Annotated in this window: 19 protein-coding genes; 4 read left to right on the top strand and 15 right to left on the bottom strand. The window is 70.5% G+C overall.

Features of this window, described 5'->3' with window-relative positions; all coding sequences use genetic code 11:
* Nucleotides 1-39 precede the first annotated feature (39 nt).
* From ACIRL2_RS32485 to ACIRL2_RS32445, 9 genes are all read right to left on the bottom strand, one after another.
* Nucleotides 40-1,719 carry a hypothetical protein gene (locus ACIRL2_RS32485; RefSeq protein ID WP_402236802.1) on the bottom strand — a complete coding sequence of 560 codons (1,680 nt, stop codon included), beginning with the start codon at nucleotides 1,717-1,719 and terminating at the stop codon, nucleotides 40-42.
* Nucleotide 1,720: 1 nt separating this feature from the next.
* Complete coding sequence (locus ACIRL2_RS32480; protein WP_402236799.1) at nucleotides 1,721-3,094, bottom strand: ATP/GTP-binding protein; 1,374 nt, start codon at nucleotides 3,092-3,094, stop codon at nucleotides 1,721-1,723.
* A gap of 280 nt (nucleotides 3,095-3,374) precedes the next feature.
* Nucleotides 3,375-4,865 (bottom strand): SCO6880 family protein, encoded by a 1,491-nt coding sequence (locus ACIRL2_RS32475; protein ID WP_402236797.1) that lies wholly within the window; start codon nucleotides 4,863-4,865, stop codon nucleotides 3,375-3,377.
* A gap of 73 nt (nucleotides 4,866-4,938) precedes the next feature.
* A complete protein-coding gene (locus ACIRL2_RS32470; protein WP_402236795.1) occupies nucleotides 4,939-5,754 on the bottom strand; it encodes a hypothetical protein in 816 nt (271 codons plus the stop codon).
* 24 nt (nucleotides 5,755-5,778) lie between these two features.
* Nucleotides 5,779-6,072 (bottom strand): hypothetical protein, encoded by a 294-nt coding sequence (locus ACIRL2_RS32465; RefSeq protein WP_402236792.1) that lies wholly within the window; start codon nucleotides 6,070-6,072, stop codon nucleotides 5,779-5,781.
* Nucleotides 6,073-6,086: 14 nt separating this feature from the next.
* Nucleotides 6,087-6,704 carry a DUF6668 family protein gene (locus ACIRL2_RS32460; protein ID WP_402236790.1) on the bottom strand — a complete coding sequence of 206 codons (618 nt, stop codon included), beginning with the start codon at nucleotides 6,702-6,704 and terminating at the stop codon, nucleotides 6,087-6,089.
* 75 nt (nucleotides 6,705-6,779) lie between these two features.
* Complete coding sequence (locus ACIRL2_RS32455) at nucleotides 6,780-7,289, bottom strand: hypothetical protein (RefSeq protein WP_402236788.1); 510 nt, start codon at nucleotides 7,287-7,289, stop codon at nucleotides 6,780-6,782.
* A 211-nt stretch (nucleotides 7,290-7,500) separates the two neighbouring features.
* A complete protein-coding gene (locus tag ACIRL2_RS32450) occupies nucleotides 7,501-9,090 on the bottom strand; it encodes a hypothetical protein (RefSeq protein ID WP_402236785.1) in 1,590 nt (529 codons plus the stop codon).
* A gap of 103 nt (nucleotides 9,091-9,193) precedes the next feature.
* Complete coding sequence (locus ACIRL2_RS32445; RefSeq protein ID WP_395867319.1) at nucleotides 9,194-10,090, bottom strand: hypothetical protein; 897 nt, start codon at nucleotides 10,088-10,090, stop codon at nucleotides 9,194-9,196.
* A 554-nt stretch (nucleotides 10,091-10,644) separates the two neighbouring features.
* Between ACIRL2_RS32445 and ACIRL2_RS32440 the strand changes: the two genes are divergently transcribed.
* Complete coding sequence (locus tag ACIRL2_RS32440) at nucleotides 10,645-11,763, top strand: hypothetical protein (RefSeq protein WP_395867317.1); 1,119 nt, start codon at nucleotides 10,645-10,647, stop codon at nucleotides 11,761-11,763.
* A 265-nt stretch (nucleotides 11,764-12,028) separates the two neighbouring features.
* Here ACIRL2_RS32440 and ACIRL2_RS32435 read toward each other — a convergent pair whose 3' ends face one another.
* Nucleotides 12,029-13,015, bottom strand: coding sequence for a LysR family transcriptional regulator (locus ACIRL2_RS32435; RefSeq protein ID WP_402236782.1), 987 nt, complete (start codon nucleotides 13,013-13,015; stop codon nucleotides 12,029-12,031).
* Nucleotides 13,016-13,141: 126 nt separating this feature from the next.
* Between ACIRL2_RS32435 and ACIRL2_RS32430 the strand changes: the two genes are divergently transcribed.
* Nucleotides 13,142-14,287 (top strand): Glu/Leu/Phe/Val dehydrogenase, encoded by a 1,146-nt coding sequence (locus tag ACIRL2_RS32430; RefSeq protein ID WP_402236779.1) that lies wholly within the window; start codon nucleotides 13,142-13,144, stop codon nucleotides 14,285-14,287.
* A gap of 102 nt (nucleotides 14,288-14,389) precedes the next feature.
* On the opposite strand, the gene ACIRL2_RS32425 is transcribed toward ACIRL2_RS32430, so the two are convergent.
* A complete protein-coding gene (locus ACIRL2_RS32425; RefSeq protein ID WP_402236776.1) occupies nucleotides 14,390-15,388 on the bottom strand; it encodes a hypothetical protein in 999 nt (332 codons plus the stop codon).
* Between the two features lie 476 nt (nucleotides 15,389-15,864).
* Between ACIRL2_RS32425 and ACIRL2_RS32420 the strand changes: the two genes are divergently transcribed.
* The gene (locus ACIRL2_RS32420) at nucleotides 15,865-16,803 is read left to right on the top strand and encodes a hypothetical protein (protein WP_402236775.1); all 939 of its coding nucleotides are present in this window, start codon (nucleotides 15,865-15,867) and stop codon (nucleotides 16,801-16,803) included.
* 55 nt (nucleotides 16,804-16,858) lie between these two features.
* On the opposite strand, the gene ACIRL2_RS32415 is transcribed toward ACIRL2_RS32420, so the two are convergent.
* Both ACIRL2_RS32415 and ACIRL2_RS32410 read right to left on the bottom strand, forming a co-directional pair.
* Nucleotides 16,859-18,052: a hypothetical protein gene (locus tag ACIRL2_RS32415; RefSeq protein WP_395867307.1), complete on the bottom strand. Its 1,194-nt coding sequence runs from the start codon at nucleotides 18,050-18,052 to the stop codon at nucleotides 16,859-16,861.
* Nucleotides 18,039-19,007, bottom strand: a complete 969-nt coding sequence (locus ACIRL2_RS32410) for a helix-turn-helix domain-containing protein (RefSeq protein WP_402236772.1) — start codon at nucleotides 19,005-19,007, stop codon at nucleotides 18,039-18,041. The genes ACIRL2_RS32415 and ACIRL2_RS32410 overlap by 14 nt, the downstream gene beginning before the upstream one ends.
* A 345-nt stretch (nucleotides 19,008-19,352) precedes the next feature.
* Between ACIRL2_RS32410 and ACIRL2_RS32405 the strand changes: the two genes are divergently transcribed.
* On the top strand, nucleotides 19,353-20,456 hold the full coding sequence (locus tag ACIRL2_RS32405; protein WP_395867303.1) for an AraC family transcriptional regulator: 1,104 nt from the start codon (nucleotides 19,353-19,355) through the stop codon (nucleotides 20,454-20,456).
* A gap of 178 nt (nucleotides 20,457-20,634) precedes the next feature.
* Here the strand turns inward: ACIRL2_RS32405 and ACIRL2_RS32400 are convergent, their stop codons facing one another.
* Together ACIRL2_RS32400 and ACIRL2_RS32395 are read right to left on the bottom strand one after the other, a co-directional pair.
* The gene (locus ACIRL2_RS32400; protein ID WP_395867301.1) at nucleotides 20,635-21,198 is read right to left on the bottom strand and encodes an XRE family transcriptional regulator; all 564 of its coding nucleotides are present in this window, start codon (nucleotides 21,196-21,198) and stop codon (nucleotides 20,635-20,637) included.
* Between the two features lie 99 nt (nucleotides 21,199-21,297).
* Nucleotides 21,298-22,872 (bottom strand): serine/threonine-protein kinase, encoded by a 1,575-nt coding sequence (locus tag ACIRL2_RS32395; RefSeq protein WP_395867299.1) that lies wholly within the window; start codon nucleotides 22,870-22,872, stop codon nucleotides 21,298-21,300.
* Between the last annotated feature and the right edge of the window lie 73 nt (nucleotides 22,873-22,945).

Raw genomic sequence — 22,945 nt, 5'->3', positions numbered from 1 at the left:
CGCACGGCCCGGGGCGCACGGCCCCGGGCCGAGAACTGCTCACCAACGCGCCGGCGCCGTCGCTCCTCCTGCGGGGCCGCCCGCCGGGACGGGGACCTGACGTGGCTGCGGCTGCGGTTGCGGCAGTCGAGGTTCCACGTACTTGGGCGACTTCATGAAGGCGCTGCCCTCAACGCCTCCACCGGTCTGGTTCAACTGGTGCTCGGCGACCGCTCCCAGGACCGGGATGGACATGGCCGCGAGCTTGCCGGTGCCAGGCGGTAGGCCGGTCGCACTTTGCACCACGTTGGAGGCCACGAACTTGGCGGCGGCGTTGACCGGCGCGGAGGCGGGCACGGGCGGTGGTTGCGGCACGGGCGGTGCCGGCGGGGCCGGACGCGGTGCCTTGACCAGCGACACAGGTGCCGGAGCCGGAGCCGGATCGTTGGACTGCTGCTGTTGTTGCCGTTGCTGCTGCTGTTGTTGCTGTCGTCGTTGCTGCGGGTCCTGCGGTGGGCCAGGCGGTCGACGCCGTCCGCCGCCGCCGCCTGAACCCTTGGCCATGGCCGCGGCAAGTCCCGTCCCGCCCGTAGCGCCGGCCATGGCCAGCGCGCCCACCCCCTTGGCGCCCAGCGCCAGTGATCCCATCACCATGCCGTGGGCGCCCTTGCCGTCCTCCGCCACGAGGCCGACCAGGGGATTGACCATACGCATCGTCGCCGGTAGCGACAGCGTGCCCGCGGCGAGAATGATGACGCTGGCCAACCCCTCGGCGGCGCTGCCGTCCGCCGGACTGGCCCACATTCGGAACACGGGAACTATGACGAAGGCCGCCGTCGGTTCCAGCAGCGCGAACCCGATGGCGAAACTGAAGCATTTCTTCAGCGCCGATTTACCGGTTTCCGTTCCCGATCCGGCCGCGAATACGGGCATGATGCCCAGAAGTAGCGTCAAGCCTACGAGTCTGGCCAGCATGTATAGGTACAGCATCACCCCGCAGATGATGAGCAGGACTGCGGACACCAGGAACAGGAAGAAGTTGATCGGGTTCTGCTTGCTGCCCATGGGGGTGACTTCGAGGTACTTCTGGACGGCGTTGCAGACCTCGGCCTGGTTGACCGCCGTATCGCCCTTTCCGGACAACCCTCTGATCATGAACCATTGGGTGAACGAATGGCCGGCGGTGAGCAGTAGGCCGAAGAACGCGATGCTCGAGGTGGTGACCACGATCAGCGTGAACATGGCCTTGACCATGCCCGACACCGCCATCGGGTTGCGCGAGAGCGCCATCTTCCCGGCTACCCACAGCAACGACAACACCGCGACGACCGTCGTGATGAAGATCGTGTGGCTGCGCAGCATGTTGGTGATGCCGCTCGCACCACGGTCGGAGCCGCCCGTGAACGGGGCATCGACCTTCAGCCACCAACTGAGCGCGTCCGATGCCAACTGGCTCATCTCGTAGCGGATCCAGTTGATCGGCTCACCGAGAAAGTTGTACGGATTCTTCCGCTGGTCTTGCGACCATTGATCGACCGCCCACTTCCACTCGTCGTCCTTCAGCTCACAGGTGGTGATCCAGTTGTAAGCGTCGTCGGGATGGAATTTTTCACACCCGAACTTGCCGATTTCGTAGTCCTGCGACTCCGGCCAGACGTGGAAAGCGCCCGTGAACGGGTTGTGTGCCTTTTTCTCGTTGATATCGACGCCGTATGGATTGACCAGTGCGAAATCACACATCTCACCACCGCCTGTTCGTGTTGTTCACATCGAGTTCGGCCGGGGTGAGGTCGACGTGGACCGGGATTCCGGGGCGACCGCCCACTTTGATCATGAAGTTTCCGAGGCCGGGGGGTGGTGCCTCTTCGCCCCGCGTGGAGTCCCATGAAGGCGGCGTCGACCAGTCCTCGATCATCCGCTGTTCGGCCATCGTCATCGGGACGACCGAGTTCAACTGCGGCATCTCCGCCGCGGGCAGACCACCGGTGATCACCATTCCCGCGCGTTCCACGAAACCCTTGGCCTTCATCCGGTCCTCCTCGGCCGGCAGCGCGAGCAGGTCGGACATCGTGTGGGTGATCATCGCCATGCCCACACCGCGCTGGCGGTTGAGTCGGGTCAGGGCGTCCACACGGTCGACCAGGCCCCGGCCGGCGCGGAGTACACGCCACAGTTCGTCGAGGATGACGAAGTAGTTGCGCCTGGGCTCCAGCCCCGCGTCCGCCAATGCCTGGGCGACCGAGATCGCACCGAAGCCGTAGCTCCAGCACGCCAGCAACGCCGCGGCCTGGAGCGAGCTTTCGCCGTCGTCGATGGCGCTGACGTCGAAGCAGACCGGGCTGTCCCGGCGCATCGGCTCCGAGGTCGGCCGAGAGAACATCTCGCCCAGCCGGCCGTCGCCCAACAGACCGATCAGCGACGACTCCAGGGTTTCGGTGATCTCCCGGTAGCGAGCCACGTCGCCCCGGTCCAGGGCCACAGCCCGCAGTTCGTCGGGCGCCTCCTGAATGACCTTCAGCAGGTCGGCGAGCACCGGTACCCCGACGAAGCGTTCGTCGAGCAGCTTCAACGCCGCGTTGAGGATCGTTTCCTCACGGTCCGCGGGGGGAGCGCCGCGAAGCACCGTGATCAGGGAGGCGACGGCGTTGAGCCGCCGGCCGTGCGCGTCGGCCAACAGCGAGCGGCGCGCGGCCTCCGGCAGACGCGCGGCGGCGGCCTTCGACTCGCCCGGGTCCAGGACGTTGAGATAGCCGCGCCCGCGGCCGAGTTCGATGACCTGTCCGCCGAGTGCGCGGATCAGGTCGGCGTAGTCGGGCTTGAGGTCGCCGAACACCACCGGGTTGACCCCGTACCCCGCCAGCCCCAGTGCCTGGCGGCGCACGATGGTCGACTTGCCCAGACCCGGCTTGCCGAGCACGAACTCACTCGGGTTGAGGATGAGTTTGGCCCGCTGGAACCAACTGATCGGGTCGCAGCACAGCGTGCCGCCGCCGGTCAGCGAGCGCCCCAGCGGTACACCGACCGCGGGCGTGCCGGACCCGGCCGCGAACGGCCACAGCCCACAGACCTGGACGGTGGTGCCACGCCACTCGGGTGGCGCCTCGACATATCCCACCGAGCCCGCGCCGTAGCCGGCCCAGCCTCGCCAGCCGGCCGTCCTCGGCCGCGGGGTCTGGGTCTTCTTCTGCTCGGCCTTCGCCTTGGCGCTCGTACCTTGTGGCCCATGGGGAAGAGGAGTCGGCTTCGACCGCCTTCCCCGCTTCCGTCCGACGTCCGTCTGCTCGGCATCGTCCGGGGGCATGACCCCTGTGGGGTTTTGCACCGACATTTCGTCCTGCCCTTCTAGCCGCGTGCGCGAACGCCCGGCGAGTACACGGTCGATGTCCGGTGACCGGTCACATCGCATCCCGGACGCTCTGCGGCACCTTGAGGTGCTTCGGCAAAACCAGGCCGATCGGCAACGCGGCGGCGAAGGCCGATGCCTGGGATCCGTACACGCGACGGATCGCGATCCGGGCGGAGGCGGACAGGTTGTCCATCGCCGACGCGGCCAGGTCCAGACCGTCGCTGTCCTCGACGGTCGCGGTGACGAGCATGCCGAACTTGACCAGTCCCGCTCCGGTGGCCTCTTCCTGCGCACTCTGCTGTGCGGCGCGCACCGCGATCGAGTCGCGGGCGTTGCCGACCTTGGCCTGCTTGGCCTTGAACAGCGCGTCCTTCACGTCCCGTTCGACGATGCTCGCGGCGGTCGAGGAGTCGTGTGGGCGGTACAGCAGCGTAACCCGCTTGCGGTCGATGTCGGGGTGCGGCCCCAACAGTCGCGCCAGGACATTGGAGAAGACCTCGCCACGCGGTGCGTCGGACATCGCCCAGGTCACCGACAGCGCGCCGTCGTGCCGGTAGTGGTCCCATGCCTCCTGGGTGGCGCTGGGCCCCGCGTCGTCCCAGGTGATGCCCGCGCCGCCCTCGGAGCGGGCCTGGTCGATGAGTGCGGCCACGCTGGGGTCGTATGCGACCCGTACCGCTTCGGCGAGTTCGGTGCCGCTCATCGGGCGCGCCTGCCCGGCTCCGGTCATCTGCAGACCCGCGCACAGACCGGGCAGCCGGGTGCCCAACTCGGTGGCCATCTCCTCCGGAGTGCGCTTGGGCACACCGGGGCGGGGGGCACCGGAGAAGGTGAGCGCGACCCGTGTGGACACCCGTGCCGAACCCACCGGGTAGTACTCCACGACCTCGTTGAGCACATGCTTGGACAGGTTGGGCGCGTCCGGCCGCAGGTGGTCGAAGACCTCACGGCGCAGCCGTTCCCCGGTGTCGACCGCGGTCTCCACCGTAACCGAGGCGGCCACGATGCCGGGCTCGTTGCCCAACGCGGCCAGCCACTGGCCCCAGTAGGCGACCCAGGTGTCCACCTGCTCGGTGTCCACCAGCGATCCGCCGTCGGCGTCGCACTCGATCACGACGGTGTGGTCGTTGGTCGAGGGCACCGTCAGCAGCGCGAACGGGCGCTGATAGGCGTCCTGGGCTTCATAGAGCTTCGACCCGGCGGCCAGTCCGGGCAGCTTGCAAGTGCCCAACGGCATGCGGCCCAGGGGGCCGGATCGGTAGAGGTGTTGACCCTTCGCTTTGCCCCGCGACCACGCGCCTCGGGCGACCAACCACTGCAACCCCGTACGTCCTTGTCGATCTCGGTACAGCAAGGGAGCCAGGACGACCGCGAGCAACACCGTGAGGACGATCGCGAAGACCAACGAGATCATCATGCTGACGATGATCGTGACCATGCCGCCCAGCAGGATCATTGTTCCGGCCATCCCCAGGCCGAGGATGCCCGGCGAGGTCGGCTTGCGCCAATTGCCGTAGGTACGAATCTCGGGTGCTGTCACGTTCTTCTCCTCGGTGCCGCGACCGCTCCACATACACGATCGCGGTCAGAAGTGCCCGCCGGTTCGCGGACCGTCAGGGGGTCCACGCCACGAACCCGGCCAGCGATGTCACCGATCTAGCCGGCGGCCGTGTGCCGTCGGGGGCAAGTTGCAGACGCCAGCCTTCGTCCCAGACCACCGTCCATGTGGTGGCATCGAACGTGCCCGCCTGCTCGCGCATCCGTACCAAGGTGACGGTCGCTGCCTGCGGAGAGTAGTTCTCCACCCGAAAGCCGACGAACTGGGCCTTGTCCGGCACGGCTTGGCTCTGACCCGCAGCCCGTGTCGGCGTGGCCGAGCGACTGCGGGCCAGGAAGCGCTCCCTACCGGGCCCCTGCGCCAACATCGTGCCCGCCACCAGGATCGGGGACTCCGCCGTCTCGTACCGTTCACTGATTTGAGCCGCGGCGATCAGTGCCCCGGCCGGTGTCCGCGCGTAGCACCGGACGGTGCCCGAGTCGGCACGCGCCGGCCCGGCGGTCCGGGAGACCGGCAAGCCCACTCCGTGATACGGCACCCAGATCACGCCCGCCGGTTGCACCGTGGGAATGCTCTGGTTGTCGTCGGACAGCGCCGGGCACTGCTGACCCGAATCGGTCGAACCGTTCGCACCACCCGCCCCGGGCGCGACCGCCGGCGAGGACCCCGGGGGGTACGGCGTGCCGGAGCTCGCGCGTGCCTGCGGTGACGAGGGCAACCCGTCCGGCTCGAAGACGATCACCGAGATCGCGGCCACACACATGATGCCGAAGCCCGCCGCGGCGACGATGAACCCCCGCTGGGTGAAGGGGTTCCCGTCATTCTGTGAACGGTCGTTGTCGGCGGATTTGTTGCGCCGTAGAAAGGCCACAGTCGTTCCCCCGGGGCGTTCGGCCTAGTTCAGCAGCAGCTGTGCGAGTGTCGCGCAGCTGCCGACCAGGATGGCGGCGACCATGATCCAGCCGAGGCTCATGATGTGCTCGCCGCTGCCACCGCTCTTGTGCGACATCGCCATGCGTCCGGCGCAGGCCAGGACTGCGATGACACAGACCACCGTGACCACCCACGCACCGTAGCCGAGCAACTCGTTGATGCCGGTGCCCAGCTTGCCCGGCGCCTTCGGCTTGGGGTCCTTGATGTCCGTGGTGAAGCCCTCGACCCGTACAAGGGCCGCTGCGATCAAAGCCATTACTACTCCCCGCTCTATCGGTTGTTGGTGAGGCCGGCCAGTTCGGAAGCCAACTTCCGAACGTCCTTGGCGGAGTTCCGGGCGTCGGGCCACTCACCCAGTCGCCACGCCTCGTTCCAGGAGATTCGCCACACTCGAGGCACTCCTCCCGCCACGAGCTTCAGCCATTGCTGAAGGCTCTTCGGCAGCGGGCCGGGGGCGTCCGCGACGGCCACCAGTCCCAGGAGGTCGACGCCTTCCAGTGCCCCGGCAGCCCATTGCCGCCCGGCGTTCTGGGCCGCGTGCAGACCACCCGCATGGGTCCTGGCAACCAGGACCACCCCGTGCCGTTCCGACGTCGAGGAGATCGGCCATCCCCGGCCTCCCGATTCGGCGCCCTGCGGTATCGCCAGCGCGAGGGTGCTCTCCCCCGCTCCACCATGGCAACTCACCCACCACCAGGGCGGGCGAGCGGAGCCGGGGGGAGTCCAGGTGCCCAGCCCTCCGGCTCCCGGTTGTACCAAACCGCGTTGGGGCGATTGAGGCCCGAGGCTGACGTAGGTGGGAGCCTCCACCACGGGTTCGGCCTCGACCACCACCGCGGCACGCGGTAGCCAGGGGTTGTCCTTCGGTTCTTCGGGTCGACGCGACACGCGATCACATCCCGCGTTACAACGGTCGTCGAAGCGTGACGATACGAACCGTGGCCGGATTCCGGGAGTACGGCATCAGAAGACGACCGCCTTCGCGATCGACACCGAACTTCCCGCCAGGGCGCAGGCGACCATCACCCAGCCCGCCCCGAAGATGGTTCCCTCGGCATCCCCGTTGCGATATGTCATGGCCAACTTCGCTGCGGACAACAGGAACCCCACCACGCACGCGGTCAGCGTCAGGTAGAAGGCGATGCCGATGATGTCGTTCAGCGGCCCGGCGAAAGGCGCGTTCCCCCCGGGAGCGGGGGGCAGATTCTTCACCGTGTCCGGCGGCACGATGTACGTGGGCGCCGGTGGCGGCTTCGGCTTCGGATCGTCCATCGGCAGCAGCAGATCGAACAGCACCATCTGTATCTCCAGGCGTTCGGCAGTCGGCACCGCCCCGCCCCGCCGATCCGAGCCAGATGCTTCGGTGAAGTCCCGAAACATCGACCGTAGTGCCGTATTTCCGCGCGCGCGCGAAAAAAATGGGTGGACGGAGGTCACCAGCGCGCGCTTGCTCCGCGCCGGGCAGACCTCCACGTCGCCGTGCGATCGGCGGGAACCGGCCGATTGTGGGGTCTGCCACGAGATGGTGCTCCGTAAGACGTGATGATGCCGATTGATGCAAGGCGCACGCCGACATTAGCCACCCGGTGGGAACCCCACTATCCACATTGCGTGGGACCGATCGCGCCAATCGGATGACCGCCGGGGACGGCGGCGCGCGATCGGACCCGGACCGGCGAATCGGTCAATTCGGCGGCGCGGACGAGGGCGGGTACGCGTCGGGACACACCGGTTCGCCGCGCGCGACGAGCACGCCGGTGGGCTCTCCGATCAGCGTGCTCACCACGAAGCAGGAACTGCGGGGCGCCGACGGGAAGATCGCCGCCCGCTCGTTGGCGCCGACCAGAACCCGCTCGACCAGACTGCCCGCGGGCGTCTGCGCGATGGCCACATACCCGCTCACGTTCTGGACGTTCACCGGCGCCTCCCAGGTGACCTTGAGCGCCTTCTCGAACCCGCTCACCGCGACCGAACGCGGTACCCGGGCGGCGAGTTGGGCCTGCTCGACCGGCCGCGCCGTCTGTGTCGACCACGCGGTCGCGGACCCGGAGGGCTTGCCCGGCTGGACCGGCACCTGCCGATCGGCCGGTCCGGGCGCGAGCGTGCTCGGCAGCGAGGGTTCCGGTGCCGCCGTGGGCTTGTCGTCGCCGCCCGACACCAGGACCACACCGATGGTGATCACCAACAGGCCGGCCGCGCCCGCGGCGACCAGGAAAATCGGCTTGATCCGCTTGCGGTCCGCCTTCTCCTCCGCCAACTCCCAGTCGTGGGGGCGGGGGAAGTAGCCGGTGGGGCTCGCGCCCGGCGCACCGGTTGGTAGCGCTTCCGGTTCCGCATTCGCATTCGCAAAGGTGTGCGAATTTCCTTCGTCCGGCTCGTCCTCGTAACCGGCGTACGGCGAGACATAGGGCGGCGGCTCGTCGGGGTCGGGACCTGCCGTGGACGCCGAGGACACCGAGGGTGTCGCGGCGGCCTGGCGCGGCGGGTCCTGGTCCAGTTCCTCGTAGCCGGCGTACGGCGAGACGTACGGCAGCGGCTCGTCGGCGCCGGAACCGCCCGAGGGCACCGAGGGCATTGCCGCGGCCTGGCGCGGCGGGTCCTGGTCCAGTTCCTCGAATCCGGCGTACGGCGAGACGTACGGCGGCAGTTCGGCGGGCTCGAAGTCCGACTCCGGCTCGGGTGCCGGCGCCGGCTTGGGCTTGGGTTCGGGCGCGGGCTGGAACGTGGGCGTGGGCTCCGGCTCCGGCGCCGGTGCAGCCGGCGCCGCCTGCACCGACAGCGGCGCGGCCGAGACCGGGACTTCCGCCGCCGGCACGTTCTCCCGCTCGTCGCCCTCGGCCGGCCACCACGCGGGGGCGGACAACTGCCGCGGCGGCGTCCAGATCTGCCCGGCGTCGGTATCGGCCGGGTCCTGCTGCTCGGCCGCGGTGCCGGCGGAGACGGAAGGTACGCCGACCGTCGCGGGCCACCACTCCCCGTCCGGCGCGAGCAGCGACTCCTGCCCGTTCCGAGCGGCGGCGGGACGCGGCGGCTCGTCGAGCCACCACTCCTCGTCCGGCGGAAGCAACGCCTCCTGCCCACGCGGATCAACGAACGCCTCCTGCCCACCCGGATCAACGGCGGAGCGCGGCGTCGCGACCGGCCACCACTCCTCGTCCGGCGGGAGCAACGCGGCCTCCGGTCTGCTCGCCCCGTCGCCCGCGCCCACCTCGGGAACGACTCGGTCGCGTTGTGTCGTGGCGCCTTCGTCGGCACCTTCCCGACGCTCTTCCACTGGATCGTCTCCCCTCGATGAGTCTCGATGAGTCGTCGGCCGCGGGACCGGTGACGAGGCCGTCGCCCGTCGGGGCCGAACGAGACAGGACCTGCCAAACCGCTCAACCCAACGAACGGAGTTCCTCGAGCCAGCGCGTCGCGACGCCCGTCGTCGGATCGTCGGCGCCGCGCACCCGCATTTGAGCCTCGACCACGAGGGGACCGACTTCCAGGCTTGCCCGGAGCCGGGTCACCCGTCGCCAACTGGTGTACGCGTTGGCCGCATAGCGTTGTGCCGCCGGGTCCGACGCGACGTCCACGCCCGACTCGAGGGCCAATTCGGCGTAGATGCGCGCCGCCAGCTCGGGTTCCCCGGCGAGGGCGGCGACATACGCGCGCACTTCGCGTGCCCCCCTCGGCGGGGTCCCGCCGTCCGCGACGAGTCGCTCCGACAGTTCGCGGGCCTCGTCCAGGTTCCCGGCGTCGGCCGCCGCGCGGATCCGCACCAGCAACTCGTGCCGCTGCCGCGCGAGGGAAGCCGAGGACTCGGGGGCGGCGGCGGAGGCCACGGGGACGGAGGCTTCGGCGACGGCCGGCTCGGGCGTGGCGGGGCTCGGAGCGGCAGGCGCCGAAGCCGCGGGGGGCGCCGAAGCCGCGGCAGGCGCCGGCCGCGCCTCGACCGTCTCGAACTCGACCGGAGCGGTGTGCGTCTCCCCGACCGGCGCCGTTCGCGCGGCCGGTGCCGACGACCGGGCGGGCTCGGGATGCGCGTCCGTCGCGACCACGGCGCCGTCGACGCCGACGATCAACGGCCAGCGGGTACCGTCCGCCTCGACCGCGACGGCCCGCACCGGCCGCCCCAGGGCCAGGGCCTTGACGGAGACCCACCGAATCGCCTCGGCCCGCGCGTCCTCGTCGGGCGCCAAGGGCACGAGCACCCCGTCCACCGCCGTCTCCCCGTGGACGGTCATCTCGATCACGATCACCGGTACGGCCGGCACCGAAGCAGGGTCGATCATGTACGGCTCCCCCTGGATCCTCGACGAGCGTCTCGAACGCGTCGTCCGGTCTCGACCGAGACCTCCCACCGTGCGCGATCACGACTGTGCCAAGCGAGTCCGCGCGCATCGTGGGAACCCACCCTAAGACCATCGGCGGACGGCCACGCGGTCCCCGGTCCCACCGAGGACGCGCCCGGGCTCGGGAGGGTTCCGGGCGGTCCGCGGTACGGGCCGGCGAAATCCGGGCACAGCCAAAGGAATGACCCGGTATACCCATCGAATGAGCCACCCGGGACGGTCGTCGGCATCGTACTCGTGATGCGCGCCACCTTCGATAGACGGGCGCCCCGGGTCGGTGTTCCGCGCGGCAGCACGCCGGTGAATGTATGCTTCCCATCCGCGACTTCGACATCGGAGCTCGGTTTCACGCGGCCGGGCGAATAGGGCCGGACCGCAGCACCGGCCACCCGCTTCGGGTGACGACGCCCGCATGGAAGTCTCCGTGAAGGGGTTATCACAGCACGTCACAATCGGTGCGGTCGTACATCGATTCCCGAAATCGAGGAGCTCTCGTGACCGGTAACGCCATACCCGCTTGGCCGGTTGTCACCATCGAGATCGCGTGGGACGACTCCGTTCGCGTCGACGGCAATGTGATACCGGTCGAATTGAATGGCGATCCCCGGGCGGCGGCCCTTGCCGTCGCGGCCGAGACGGCGCGGCTGCTCGGCCGCCCGGTGCGGGTCGATGCCATCGAACCGGACGGTACGACGTTCCCGCTCGTGGTGTCCACGGACGGCTCGGCGACCGAAGCGGGCCCGGCCTCGGCCGCCCCACAGGCCCGCCGCGGCCTGTTCGGCCGCCGCAAGAAGGCCGAGCCGAGCGGACCGCCGCCCGTGTCGGCACCCGATCCCCGGGTCGCGCCGAGCCCCGCTCCCGAGTTCCGCGAATCCCGCGACACACCGCCGTCGGACCCTCGTCCGGCCGTGGACCCGACGCCGTCCACCCCGTCGGCGGATCTCGCACGTCCCGGGTCTCCCCGCGCCGAATCCGCCTCCGCGCCGGCTGCCTCGGAGCTCGGCTCGCCGACTCCCGGTTTCGACGAAACGCCTGATCCGAGCCCCGCGTGGCGACCTCCCTCGACTGCCGCACCCGCTGCCGCGCCGGGCGAGAGCCGACCGGCCGAGGCGGTTTCCGGCGACGCGAAGGGCCCGGCGCGGGTCTCCTCGACGGCGCCCGGAGGGGCCGCCGCACCTGCGCCCTCGCGCGAGCAGGCACACACCCTCGGCCTGATTCGACGTTCGATCGACGAGCGGGACACGGCACGCGCGTTGGAGCTGGCCGCCGCCCTGGACGCGACCAGCGCCGCGACCGGCGATCCCGCACAGACCCTGGCCGGCCGCGAAGTCCATGCCTACGTGGCCCTGTTGTCGGGTCGGGTCGAGCCCGCGGTGGAGTTGTACGCCGGAGCCGTCTCGATCGGTCTGCGCCTGGGCGCGGACGGGGATTGGCCCCCGCGCATGGCGGAGAACGCGCACTATTGTTGGCTCCGGGTGAAGGATCCGAAATCCGCGCTCGCGTTGGGCCGGCTCGTCCGGGACGCGTACACCACCATTTCCGCCGTGGATTCCCCCGCCGCCAAGGCGGTTGCCCGACGAATGGCCGACCTCGAACGGTCCGCGACCGCCTGACCCGCCGCACGCGTCGCCGAATTCGCCCTCTCGGGATGTCGATTCGGCGACCCGCCGATGTAGGCACCGCGAATCCGGCCTTTTCCGTGTCCGCGGGTTCATCCGCTCTCCTGGCCGCGGTTCGTCGCCGGCGCGGGAATGGCCGGCCGTTTTCCGCCCCGTGTCGCGAGAGACTCGATGGCTCGCTGTGGGCGAGCCATCGCTCGATATCCACGGGGCGGAAAGCGGCGACTCCCGGGCTTCGCCGCGGATTTCGGGAACCCGATCAGCTCGGCTTCGTCCCCCGCTCCACGTGCTCGGCGGCGGCCGGGGCTCCCAGCGGCCCGAGCGACTCGTCGGCCCGGACGAACCGGCCCTGGAGCCGCTGCCCGGCCAACACGAACGCCTCCAACGCCGCCTTCATCAGCGGATTGTGGTTGGCGGTGCGGTACAGCGCGGACACCCGACGATACGAGGGGGTGTGCGCCAGCGGTACGCCCACCACCCCCTCCCGGGCCTGGTAGGCCAGGCCGGGGACGATGGCCACACCCGCCCCCGCGGCGACCAGGCCCTGCACGACGTCGTAGTCGTTGCTGCGGAAGGCCACCTTGGGCGCGAAGCGGTGCGCGGCGCACACCCTGGACAGGCTCGTGGAGCCCGCCGTTCCGGGCCGGCTGGCCACCCACCGCTCGTCGGCCAGATCGGCGATGTCGACGCCGTCCTCGCGCAGCGCGGGGTGGCCCTCCGGCACCAGGAGTGCCAGTGTCTCCTCGACGAGCGGGAAGACCGTGAGTTCTTCCGGCCACACGCGCGGCACCAGGTCGTAGGCGAAGACCAGGGCCAGGTCCAGGTCGCCCTTCTGTACCTGCGGTACCAGGTCGTCCGGCTCGGCCTCGTCCAGCAGGATCTCGGCGGTGGGGTGCAGTCGGGTCAGCTCGGCCACGGCGTGCGGGACCAGGCGTTCACCGGCGGTGGGGAACGTGCCCAACGCCAGCCTGCCGCTGCGGCCTTGCACCACATCGCGGATGTCGCGCTCCAGGCTGTCCAGTACGGCGATCGCGTCGCGGGCTCGATCGGCGATCGTGAACGCCATCCCGGTCGGCCGGATGCCGTGTGCCTCGCGCTCGAACAGCGGCGTTCCCACCGCTCGTTCCAGCGCGGCGATTTGCTGGGATACCGCCGACGCGGTGTATCCGGTGCGGCGCGCGGCGCGCGCGAACGAGCCGGTGAGCACGACCTCGATGAGCGTCTGCAGGTGCAAGGGGTTGAGCATCAGTATTCCTTGGCCTCGCTCGAACGAGGTCGCGGGCTGGCGCATCTTGGCACTCGGAATCCGGGCCACGACTCTGTTGGAGCACGGTAACCGTATCGATCGTTGGGTCTCGAGGAGTGCTTCGACATGTCGGATGTCCTGTCGCTGATGGATCAGTGGGGGCCGGAGAAGGTCGTCTCCGTGTCACACACCCGCACCGGAATGAAGGGCGTGCTGGTCATCGACAACACCGCCCGTGGCATGGGTAAGGGCGGCACCCGGATGTCCCCGACGGTAACCACCACCGAGGTGGCCCGCTTGGCCCGGGTCATGACGTGGAAGTGGGCGGCGGTCGACCTGTTCTACGGCGGCGCCAAGGCCGGAATCGTGGGCGATCCGGCCGGATCGGACAAAGAGGCGATACTGCGGGCGTTCGCGCGAGCCCTGTGGAACGAGGTGCCCAGCGAGTACGTGTTCGGTCTGGACATGGGATTGACCGAGGACGACGCCGCGATCATCCAGGACGAACTGGGCGATCGCGGTGCGGCCGTGGGCACCGACGCCGTGTTGGGCGGGGTCCCCTACGACCGGCTCGGGGTGACCGGGTTCGGGGTGGCCGAGGTGGCCGACGCGATGTTGGCGCACATCAATCTGCCCCTTCGGGGCGCCCGGGTGGTGGTCCAGGGGTTCGGCGCGGTCGGCTCGGCCGCCGTGCGCCGCTTCGCGGAGCTCGGTGCGACGGTGGTCGCGGTCTCCTCCGTGCACGGGACGTTGTACGACCCGCACGGCCTGGAGGTGGAACGGTTGTTGCGCTCGCACGCGGACAGCGGCGACCTCGCGGTCAAGGAGTACTCGGGTGGGACCGTGCATCCGCTCGGATTCGAACTGACGGTACCCACCGAGGTGTTGGTGCCGGCGGCGATCCAGGACGTGATCGACGAGCGAGTGGCCGACGGGATCACCGCCCGGCTGGTCGTGGAGGGCGCCAATCTGCCCACCTCGCCCGCCGCCCAACGCGTGCTCGCGGACCGGGGCATCGTGGTGGTGCCCGACTTCATCGCGAACGCCGGCGGTGTGGTGGCCGCCGGATTCGCCATGGACGCACGCTACTCGGCGTTTCGCCCGGACCCGGAGGTGATCCGGGCGACCGTGTCCACGAAGCTGCGCGAGAACGCCGTACTGGTCCACGAGGAGGGCGCTCGTCGAGGGATCACCTCGCACGAGGCCGCGCGCTCGCTGGCCCAGGAGCGGGTATTGGCCGCGATGCGGCTGAAGGGCAGGGTGGCGCGTTGACCGCCGGCTCGGGGTTCGGGGGTCGGCATCGTGTCCGACCGTCGACCTGCGGCCGGCCTTCGCACGGCACCTGACCCGGCGCATGGCGATGTTCGACCCGGCTCAGGCGTGCGTGTCCAGGGACAGCGGCATCTGGCAGAAGGTCTCGATCTCCTCCTGGAGTTCGCGCACCCGCGTCTCGCGCGCCCGCAGCGGACGACGCAGCCGCATGTGCACCTGCATGACCAGGGACAACAATCCGTGCACGCGCCAGGCCGGTTCGAGTCGCAGCACCGGGCGCAGCGCCTCGGTGGTCGCCTCGATCTCGTCCAGGCTCGCGTAGGCCAGCGCGATGGCGACCCGGGCCTGCATCTCGTCGGCGAACGAGTAGCCCTCGGGGGCGACCGCCGCGTACCGGCTCAGCGCGATCTCCGCGGCTTCGATCGCCCTGCGTTCCGCACCGGGGATGAAGACCCGGGTCAGCGCCTCGTAGGCACTTTGCCGAGCCGGGTCGAAGTTCAGCAGGCCGCCGATCTCGTCGAGTTCGTCGCGCCGGGACAGCTCGCGGGCGTCGGCGGCGGCGCGCAGCGCGGCCGACGCCGCGAGCGCGTCGCCCAGCGAGGCCTGGGTCAGCGCGACCAGGGAGTGCAGCCACACGGCGGCGGTGCCCACCCCGGAGTCCTGTACCGAAGCGCCCAGTCGGGCGTAGCGCAGTGCCTCGTGCACCCAGCCGGCCCGGTAGGCGATCAACGACTGCACACCGCGCAGCCACACTTCGGCGCTGGGGTTGCGCGCGTCCGCGACCGCGTTCACCAGTCCGGCCTGGGTCGCCGCCAACGCTTCGCGGGTGTCTCCCAGGTCGTGCCGGGCCCAGCCGGAGATGCCGCGCACAAGCGCCTTGGTCAGCGGGTCGACGCGCGCACCGTCCGGGTCTCCGTGCTCCGACTCCACCGCGGTGGCGCGCCGGCGGACGGCGACCAACTCGTCGTGGAACGTCGGCAGTGCGGTGTGCGGATACACCGCCGCCAGACGCCGGACGGCCGCCGTCGTCCGAGCCGGGGACAGGAACTCGACCGCGCCCCCGGGCTCTTCGAGGACGTCGACCTTGTTCGGGAGTTTCATGCGTTATCTCTCCGCCGATGCGAGATCGTGCCTTACCTGCCGCCAGCGTGCCCCCATCGGGCGCGCGCGCAAAGGCCGTATCGGTTACCCGAACTCGGTAAACCCGAAGGTAACCGCAGGGAATGGCCATCCGGGGCTTCCCGGACCCGCCCGGGGCGACCGCCCGCCGGCTCCCCGCAATTGCCCGGAAACATCGACACCCGATGCCGCATCGAATGGCGGGACGCCCGACGACGACTTTATCCTCGAAATGTTGCACCGGTCGATACCCCCGCCGCTGCGCCGACTGCACCGTCGAATGTATGCTGCAAAACAGTTCCGCTTCCCCCCACATTCATTCCGGCCGGCGCCCGGATCGAGCCGATGGCCGGGTGACATTCGATCGCGACCTCCTCGGGTCGATTCCGTGAGCGCATTTCCACTGCGCGTCACCACCGTGTCGCCGGTGCGCCGATTCCTGATATCGAGGAGCCCTCGTGACAACTGGCATCGTCCCCGACGGGCCCGTCATCGTCGTGGAGATTTCGGCGGATCACGCCGTGCGGGTGGCCGGTCAAACCGTGCCGGTGCCGCCCGGGGGCGATCCACGCGCAATTGCCCTCTCGGTCGTCGCCGAACAGGCTCGGCTGCTCGGCCATCCGGTTCGGGTGCACGCCGTGGAGCCGGACGGGACCATGTTTCCGTTGAACGTGTACGCGGACCGCTCCATCGCCGAGGCGGGCCCGCCGGTGCTGCCGGCGCGGCGGGTCGAGCCGGCGCGACCGGAGCGGCGGCGCGGCAGGTTCGGCCTGCGACGGTCTTCGTCCGAGGAGGTCGCCGAGTCCGTCCCGGCCCGGCCGCCGGTGACGCCCGAGTTCACGGCGGCGCCTGCCGTGGGGTCGGCGGCGAGCCCGGTGATCGGTGCCGACCCGGTCCTGCCGGCGCCGACCTGGGCCCCGCCGGGATCCGCGCCCGCGGTTTCGGCGCCGTCGGCCCCGAGGGTGCGCACGCCCGACGACCTGCCGCCTCCCGAGGAGGAGGAGCGCCTGGTTTTGGACCTGATTCGCGGTGCGATGCACGCCGGGAACGGGGCTCACGCGTTGGCGATCGCGGCCGATCTGGACGCGATCTCCACCGCGGATCCGGCCCGGCGGTTGGCCGCGCGCGAGGTGCACGGCTACGTGGCACTGGCCACGGGGCGACCCGAGTTGGCCGTGCGGTTGTACGCCGAGGCGGTCACCTTCGGCGACGGATTGGCCGAGCCCGGGGAGTGGCCGGCGCGGATGGCCGCGAACGCGCACTTCTGCTGGTTGCGGGTCACCGACCCGGTCGTCGCGCAGGCCGTGGGCCCGTTGGTGCTGGACGCCTACGCGGCCGGCGGGGCGGCGGATTCCGCGGGGGCGCGAGCGGCCCGCAGGCGGATGGCGCGAACCTGAGCACGCCGGCCGGGTCCGATCCTGCGGCCCCGCCCGGCGGGGCCGCGTGGGTTGGTCAATGGTGCGCGAGCGCGCGTGGCGGAAGCGGGTTTCCACTCCCGCCCACCTGGGGGCCGGCCGCCCACAGGCGGTGCAGGTCGTCGGGGGCCAGGGGGGTGTGGTATGCCGCGCGCAGCACGTCGGCGGCTACCGGTCCCCCTTCCTCCGCGAGCCGGACGAACCAGTCGAAGCCGGCCGGATAGGCCCACAGGTACGAGCGCAGCAGCGGGTTGGCGCCGCGGTCGCAGATCAGATCGGCGATCTGCTCGTCGGTCCAGAACGGCACCCGGGCCCGGGCATGGGCCGCGCACGCCGCCACACCCACTCCGCGGTTGATGGCCAAGTGCAGTTCGCTGCGCACCAGTTGCAGGTAGTGGTCCAGTCGCACCCGGGCGATCAGCACGGCGTCGTCGGGCGTCACGAACAGCGGGAGTGCCTGGGCCAGTCCCTCCAGCACCACCTGGGTGGGTCCGTGTACCGACAACACCCGCACCCACGGCACGTCCTCGCCGGCGCACCGGTGCGCGAAGCTCGCCGCCTGGAGACCGTGGCCCAGCACCTCGTGCAGTGCGAACTGCCGTGCGCCGACCCGGGTGAAGCGCGCGTTGCGCGGATTGAGCCGTAGTCGAACGTGCCGTCCCACGCCGTCCAACCAGTACGCCCAGTAGGCGTCGACCTCGACGCATTCGATGGTCAGCTCGTAGGACGCCACGGATTCGGTCACCTTGCGGACCGCCGGTTCGTATTCGGCCGCCGCCACCCGGATCTCGGTCGGCACCAGGTCCGCGTCCAGAGGCTCTTCGGCGATCCGCAGTTCCCGATCGGTGGCGTCGTGCCAGCCGATACCCAACCCTTCGAGCAACTCCCTTGCCAGTTCCGCTCGTTCGGCGACGTAGTCCGCCGACCAGCCCACCGCGGCGCAGCCCTGGGTGGCTCGGATGTACTCGTCGAGGTCGAGACGTTGCCCCAACTGAGCCCCCAGATAAGCCAGATCGGCGTTCAGCCGGGTGGCCAGGCGGGGTGCGTCCGCCAGTTCCGGGGCCGCCGCGAGTTCGCTCAGCCGCGCGTGTACGGCCAGTCGATCACCCGCGGCGGGCACCGGCGCGGCCTCGGGAAAGAAGTCGAAGTCGATGATCGGGGCACCACCTCGCTCGATCTCGAGGTGGTGCCAGGCGCGAATCGCCGCTTCGATCTCGTTACGCACTGTCATGGACCACATCCCAACGCAAGGTCACGTACTGATTGGCGTGCAGGTCTTGCCTGGACAACGTCACGTGCAGTCGATCCTCGTCGAGACTCCATCGGGTGTGCTGGGTGACCGAGCTCTCCGAGCCGTCCGGATACTGCTCGATCGCACCGCACCCGCGGAACTCGGTGACCCCGTGTTGGGTCACGCTCAGGGAGAATTGTCGCGTAGGCCGCGCGATGGCCTGACGCCAGTACGTCGCGTCCACGAACATCCCTCCCTCACACACGTATTCGATGACCGTAGTCTCCCCGTGCGGGACGGGCGGTGAAATCTGGCACGCGAACTTGCTCAAGCCGGTGGTTTCGTACAGCCGCTGGATGGCGATCTGCCGGTCGCACGCGTCGGTGGGGGTGATGTTCAATCGGCCGCGGGTGCGCTCGAACCACATCTCCCGCACCATCCGGGTGAGCGGTCGGCCGGTCAGGTTCAGTACGACCTGGCGATAGGTCAACCGCACGTCCCCCCGGGCGTCCACCTCGATGTTCACCTGTAGCGAGAGTTCCACCGCGTCGCCGAACGGCATCGACTGCTCGCTCGACGTGTCCCACGGCACCGGTTCCCAGTGGTCGGCGGCGGCGGCGCGGGTCGGCTCCCCGACCGGGGCCGGGGCGTCCAGGGGCCGGTCGTCCTCCCACGGCTGGGGGGCAAGGCCCAACATTTCGCCGGGAATGCGCAGCCCCTGGGAAACCCGCTCGATAACGTGCTGCTGGCGGACCTGGGCCCTTCCCTTGACGTAATCCCCCACCCTGCTCGGTGTCATCTCGCACAGCCGCGCCAATTTGCTCAGAGTAAATCCGAGATCATCTTGCGCAAGCCGGAATATGGCCCCCAGATCGCGGTCCGCACAGGCCCTGATCATGGCCGGAGTGGCCAACAATTCGGTAGTCAGCGGCGTTCGGTCACCGATTTTCGGCATATTGAGCTCCCCGTGACGGGGCCACCCGGGAGCGGCCCACGTTGTTACTGACGAATTTACCAGCGCCGGGTAACGGACTCGACCTTATGCGGGACTCTTCACGGATCCATACTCGAACGAAAGCGCGTTCATTCGAACGCGGTCCGTGACATCCAATTCCGAAGCGGGCGGGCAGGCACAAATGCGGTACGGGCAAATGGGGCCGGCGGGCATATATCGCCCGTTCTCGTGGCCCGCTCGCGTGTGTGACACCGACCACCGCGAAATCGCCCATGTCCGGGTCGTCCGCGACCGATCGGCGCGCCTGTCCCGCTGCGCCGCGGTCACGTCCGCAAGGCGCCCGGCGTGAACCGTCCCATCGAGGCGAAGACCCAGGAGATCATGTCCGCGTCCACCCCCTTTCGTCCCGTATTGGTCGAGCGGAGGCAACCCATCGCCGAGGCCGCCCGCGTTCCCACGACCGAGACCACCGCCCATCGGCGTGTGCTCTACCAAGGGGCCGATCCCGCCGCGGTGCACGCGGCCGTGGCCTCCCGGCTGGGGCCGCACCGGCTGCACATCCCCGCGGCGCGGATCAAGGCGAGCTTCCGGGTGCTGCACGAGGGCGACATTTCGATCCACGAACTCGCCTACGGCGCCCGCGTCGACATGTACCTCGACGGCAACACCCCGGATTACCTGATTCCCATCCGCCACCGGGGGTGGGGCCGGGTCGTCATCGACGACGTGGAGAGCGCTCTCTCCCCGTGTGTCCTGGGCCCCGATCGCCCGGCGCGGCTGAGCTGGGAACCCGACACCTCCGTGGTGATCGTCCGGATCCCGGGCGCGACGATGGAGCGGGCGATGGAGCGCGCCGGCGAGTCGTCGAGGGTCGGCGCGTTGGGCCCGTACCTGGACGGCGCCGACCTCGGCGTCCGGCAATGGCTCTCGCTGGCCCGCGACTTCAGCGCGATGGTCGATTCGGCCGGACATCTGGCCGGTTCGCAGTTGGCCGCACGCCATTTCGAACAGGTGCTGGTGCACGGGTTGCTCTCCTGCGCGCCCGCCTACGGCGCCGGTTCGCGGCCCGACGCGGGCTCGACCGAGCCGAACGGCCTGCGCCGGGCCCTGGCCTATTGCGCCGAACACGCCGGTGAACCGATCTCGGTCAAGGCCGTTGCCGCCGCGGCCGGCATGAGTGTGCGCACACTTCAGGAGAAGTTCCGCATCCACCTGGGCGTGACTCCCGTGGGCCACCTCCGCCGAGTGCGCCTGGCCGGCGCGCACGCGGATCTGCTCAACGTGGCCGAGGGAAGGTCCCGGGAGACGGTGACCGACATCGCGCTGCGTTGGGGCTTCGGTCACCTGGGTCGTTTCGGTTCCATGTACCGCGAGACATACGGGCAGTTGCCCTCGCGGACCTTGCGCAGCGGAGCGGCGGACCCGGAGATCTCGCGCGCCGCGGGCTGATCGGGGGCACCGCGTCGGGTCGATGATCGATGGAATCGGTGGCCCGGCCGCATCGGCCGGGGCACCGTGTCCGTCGCATCCGCTGTGCCCACCGCGCCTGTTGTGCCCGCCGCATGCGGTGGGCGCGGCGGGCGCGGTGGGCGGACACGCCGTCGGGCGCACGATGATCCGCGACCGCCTACAGCGCCGAGAGTCCCACGGTGGCGCGGAAGTGTTCGCGGGCGTCCGATGTGCGTCCGTTGCCGTACACCCGCAGGACCTCCGCCAGGCCCGGATAGCGCTGGGCGAGCAGTTCGGCCGCGGATTCGATCTCGGCGGCCGACGCCACCGCACGCAACACCGCGTGCACCGCCGCGGCCGGGTCCGCTCGCGGACCGGTCAGCACCTCGGGACCGTTCAGCCGCAGGGCCGTGCGCGTGCTGGGCTGGTGCGAACGCACCCGCTCCAGCGCGGCCTCCCGATCGGCGACCGCCAGGCGGTCGAAGTCGGTGGAGGCGACGAGTGCCTCGACCTCTTGGAGTCGGGCCAGCACGGCGGGGTTGCCGATCTTGGCCCGCTGACCGGACATCAGTTGCGAGAGCATCGGCGCGGACAGGCCCAGCATGTTGGCCAGTTCCATCTGCGAGGTGCCCAGCCGTTTCAGGAGCCGACGGAAGCGGTCGTTCAACGGCTCGCCGTACCACTCCGTCTGGCGCGCCCGGTTGCGCGCGACGGCCTCCTGATCCTCCTGCGACTTGGTCACCGTCGCATCATGCACTGCGAACGGCGTGTTTGCAATTGCAATGCGCCGGATCGTTCCCGACCCGGCGCGCGAGGTCGGGCCCGCCGGTTCGAGGCCGCCTCAGGGCGTCGGGAGCGCCATCCACCGATACGTCCCGTCGTCCCGATAGGTGCAGCGCATGCGTTTTCCGTCGGGTGTGCGAACTTCCGCCGACACGTCGTACCAATCACACGGGGTGCCGGCCGCCACGTCCCTCGGGAGCGGCGCCGGCGCCGGAGGCGAGGCCGACGGCTGCGCCCCCGCGGTGCCGGACGGCCGGTCCGAGGGGCGGGTGAGCGCGGGCGCGCTCGGTTGCGTCGGACCGGGGTCGGCCGGTTCCTCCTCGTCGCCACTCGTGATCAACGCGGTCGTCACCGCCGCGACGGCGACCACGCCGCCCACGAACGCCCACGTCCCGGGGGATCCGACTCGGCGCCGACCACGGCGATTTCCGGCCGGCGCCCCGACCGGCGCGGGTGCCCGGGGAGCCGGATCGGCCGCGTTCCGTTCCGCCGCCCGCAGCCACAGCGAGACCGACGGCGCCTCGGCCGGAACCGCGAGCCCCGACAACGCGGCCGGTGCCGACGGCGGCGCGGGCGGCGGCGCGACGGGGCGGGCGGGCGGTGTGGCGACGACGGGCGGCGCCGGGACGCCCGCCGGCACGGGCGGCGCGGTCGGCCCCGGCGGCGACACGGGCGCCGACGACGACACCGTGACCACCCGGCTCCCCGACGAGGCACCGCGCGCCGCCGGGACCCGACCGTCCGGCCAGGTCACCGTGGTCCGCGACACCCCGCGCAGCACCGGGCCTTCCGGCGCCTCGCCGGGCAGCGGGCCCACCACGTCGAAGACCTCGATCGGCTCGCCGTCCACGGTCGACGCGGGGGTCACCGGCCCCAATCCGGGCGCGATCTCGCGAAGCCGGGCCGACGCCCACGCGGCGTCCTGCGGTCGCGCTTGCGGTTCGGCCTCGGTCAGCGCGCCCACCAGGTCCCACAACGCACCGGCGGCGAGGGGGATGCTCGGCGGCCCGTCGGGCGGATCCTCGCTGCCCGACAGCAGTTGCCACGCCAGGACGCCCAGCGCGTACAGGTCACGGCGTACGTCCGGCGGCGCGCCGGTGGCGGCCTCCGGCGGCAGATAGCCCCAAGTGCCCACCACGTGACCGGCCTCGGTCAGCCGCGGACCCTCGCGGGGCAGCGCCAGGCCGAAGTCGCCGAGCAGGCAGTGCGGCCGGCCCTGTCCCGTCACCTCGAGCAGGACGTTCGCGGGCTTGACGTCGCGGTGCACGAGGCCGACGTCGTGCACATGCTCCAAGGCGTCCAGGAGTTGGCCGAGAATCGCCGCGACGTACGGCTCGGGCAGGGCGCCGTGATCCCGGATCAGCGAGGCCAGCGACCCGCCCGCGTACAACTCCATCGCGATCAGCACGTCGCCGTCGGCGACCCACGTGTAGGGCGACGAGACGTGCGGGTGTTCCAGTCGGAACCCCTGCTCGCGCACCACCCGCAGCAGCAACCCCGCGTCGGCCGGGCGCACCAGCTTGGCGGCGCAGTAGCCGCCCAACCGGTGGTCGAACGCCCGCCATACGGTGCCGGACATTCCGGTTCCGACGGGATCGACGAGGGTGAAGCGGCCGGCGAGCGGTGTGGGCACGCCGTCACCCTAGCGCAGGGGTTCGGGCACCCAGCGGGCCCATTACTCTCCGGTAATCTATTGTTTGCAAGTG

The organism is Embleya sp. NPDC127516 (assembly GCF_044765325.1).
Lineage (GTDB): Bacteria > Actinomycetota > Actinomycetes > Streptomycetales > Streptomycetaceae > Embleya.
This window is presented reverse-complemented; position numbering and strand designations above follow the sequence as displayed.

Coding starts and splice junctions, on each gene's coding strand:
- ACIRL2_RS32485 (WP_402236802.1), bottom strand. CDS start 1,719: ATGTGTGATTTCGCACTGGTCAATCCATACGGCGTCGATATCAACGAG.
- ACIRL2_RS32465 (WP_402236792.1), bottom strand. CDS start 6,072: ATGGCTTTGATCGCAGCGGCCCTTGTACGGGTCGAGGGCTTCACCACG.
- ACIRL2_RS32445 (WP_395867319.1), bottom strand. CDS start 10,090: ATGATCGACCCTGCTTCGGTGCCGGCCGTACCGGTGATCGTGATCGAG.
- ACIRL2_RS32435 (WP_402236782.1), bottom strand. CDS start 13,015: ATGCTCAACCCCTTGCACCTGCAGACGCTCATCGAGGTCGTGCTCACC.
- ACIRL2_RS32430 (WP_402236779.1), top strand. CDS start 13,142: ATGTCGGATGTCCTGTCGCTGATGGATCAGTGGGGGCCGGAGAAGGTC.
- ACIRL2_RS32425 (WP_402236776.1), bottom strand. CDS start 15,388: ATGAAACTCCCGAACAAGGTCGACGTCCTCGAAGAGCCCGGGGGCGCG.
- ACIRL2_RS32415 (WP_395867307.1), bottom strand. CDS start 18,052: ATGACAGTGCGTAACGAGATCGAAGCGGCGATTCGCGCCTGGCACCAC.
- ACIRL2_RS32410 (WP_402236772.1), bottom strand. CDS start 19,007: ATGCCGAAAATCGGTGACCGAACGCCGCTGACTACCGAATTGTTGGCC.